The following is a 2,029-nucleotide window of genomic DNA, read 5'->3' on the forward strand; positions in this document are numbered from 1 at the left end:
TTACTCAATAAAATAATAAAATCAATTGCTTAAATTATATTTTATTTTAAAAAAAAGACAAATGTGTATTAAAAATAGCCATCATACGTCTATTTTTGATTACAAAATATAATGAGGGGATTGCTTCCCATTTCATACATTTTTCATATATAAAAAGACATACTATTTTTAAGGTTTTTCTAAACCAATTTTTTTACTTCATAATTTTTAACATCATAATTAAAGGTGAACCATGCAAAATAAGAAGCGCACCCCATTAGACGCGCAACAGTCCCATCTTTGGATTATTGGTGGTGGTATCGCAGGTATGGCTGCTGCTGCATTTGCAATCCGTGATGCCAAAGTCCCTGCCAAAAATATCCATATTTTAGAAGAACTCGATATTTCAGGTGGTTCGATGGATGGTGGACATACACCGCATGCCGCGCAAGCTTGGGTAACACGTGGTGGGCGAATGCTGACCGATGAAACTTATTTGTGCCTATGGGACTTATTTTCCAGTATTCCATCTTTGGAAAATCCAGACATTTCGGTGCGTGAAGAATGTCGTGAGTTTAATGAAAAAGTGAAAACCCACGCCAATGCACGGTTGATTGATGCCGAACATGTCATTGCGGATGCAGCAAAGCTTGGTCTGAATACGCTACATCGTGCACAGATGCTGCGCCTATTAGCTTCAAAAGAAGAAAAAATTGGCAGTCGCCGCATTGATGAGTTTTTTGATGAAACCTTTTTTGAAACCAATTTCTGGCGCATGTGGCGCACGACTTTCGCTTTTCAAAAATGGCACAGTGCAGCAGAGTTAAGACGCTATTTCTTGCGTTTTATTCAAGAATTGCCACGCATTCATACCTTAGCGGGTGTGAAACGTACCAAGTACAACCAATATGACTCGATGATTCTGCCCCTACAGCGTTGGTTAGTCGCACAAGGCGTCGATGTGCGTTTTGGACACTATGTCACAGATGCAGACTTCATTACCAATGCTGAAACTCAAGAACGCTACGCTTCACGCCTATATGTACAATTGCCTGAAGGCTCAGAGCAAATTAATCTGAAAGCCAATGATTTAGCTATTTTCACTTTAGGCTCTATTACAGCAGACTCACGTTATGGCGGTAATCATGACGTGCCTGCCCTTATTCGTCATCGAGAAGATCATGGCTGGACGCTTTGGGAAACGCTGGCACAAAAAGCCCCAGACTTTGGCCGTCCAATGACTTTTTATGGCAATGTCGATGAACATAAGTGGGAGTCTTTCACTCTGACCATGAAAGATGACGTGCTACTTAAACGTATTATTGACTATACAGGCAATGAACCAGGCACAGGCGCACTCATGACTTGGTATGAGTCGGGTTGGCATTTATCCATCGTGGTTCCTGCACAGCCACACTTTGCCGACTTACCTGAAGGTTTATATACCTTATGGGGCTACGGTTTCCAAATTGACCATATAGGCGATTACATCAAAAAACCAATGTCCGAAGCCACGGGGCAAGAAATCCTAACAGAACTGATTAAACAGCTCGGTTTTGACGACATTTTAGATCATGTTTTGGCAACGACTGATGTTACTACCGCCATGATGCCATACGCCTCTGCCCTATTCGCCTGCCGTAAACCGGGGGATCGTCCACAGGTAATTCCACAAGGCTCACAAAACTTTGCTTTCCTTGGACAGTTTGTGGAAATTGAAGATGACGTGGTCTTTACTGTGGAATATTCAGTTCGTGGGGCGATGCTTGCCATTTATGAATTTTTTGGGGTGGAACGTGAAATCCCTGAAATTTACAACGGTCTACTTGATCCCAAAGTGGGTTTAAAAGCTTTAGAAACAGTGTTCCACTAAGTTTTTAATATATAGCGATAAGAGCACCTTTATGTCGCCACTATTACATAGTTTAATTTAAGCAACGTTTGGATACACGAGTGTGGCAGGGATGCCACACGTTATCCATCATAATAGGGATGTTATGTATGGGTAACAAAGGCTTTTGCTTTCTTTTGGCTTATCAAAAGTAAGGGT

Annotated in this window: 1 protein-coding gene; it reads left to right on the forward strand. The window is 41.5% G+C overall.

Annotation, left to right across the window (positions count from 1 at the left end):
* Nucleotides 1-232: 232 nt before the first annotated feature.
* Entirely contained in the window at nt 233-1,852 is a 1,620-nt protein-coding gene (locus AVJ20_RS17810) for an oleate hydratase (RefSeq protein WP_004883953.1), read from the forward strand.
* The last annotated feature ends 177 nt before the right edge of the window (nt 1,853-2,029 follow it).

Source organism: Acinetobacter sp. CFCC 11171, assembly GCF_003268405.1.
Taxonomy (GTDB): Bacteria; Pseudomonadota; Gammaproteobacteria; order Pseudomonadales; family Moraxellaceae; genus Acinetobacter; species Acinetobacter amyesii.